The following is a 255-nucleotide window of genomic DNA, read 5'->3' on the forward strand; positions in this document are numbered from 1 at the left end:
GGGAGGCAGCAGTGGGGAATTTTGGACAATGGGCGAAAGCCTGATCCAGCAATGCCGCGTGAGTGAAGAAGGCCTTCGGGTTGTAAAGCTCTTTTGTCAGGGAAGAAAAGGGATTGGCTAATATCTGATCCTCATGACGGTACCTGAAGAATAAGCACCGGCTAACTACGTGCCAGCAGCCGCGGTAATACGTAGGGTGCAAGCGTTAATCGGAATTACTGGGCGTAAAGCGTGCGCAGGCGGTTTTGTAAGACT

At 51.8% G+C, this 255-nt stretch carries 1 rRNA gene; it reads left to right on the forward strand.

The features are described from left to right. A 16S ribosomal RNA gene (locus GTP46_RS29320) occupies positions 1-255 on the forward strand; the annotation flags it as partial.

The sequence above is a fragment of the Duganella flavida genome, from assembly GCF_009857445.1.
Classification (GTDB): Bacteria; Pseudomonadota; Gammaproteobacteria; order Burkholderiales; family Burkholderiaceae_D; genus Rugamonas; species Rugamonas flavida.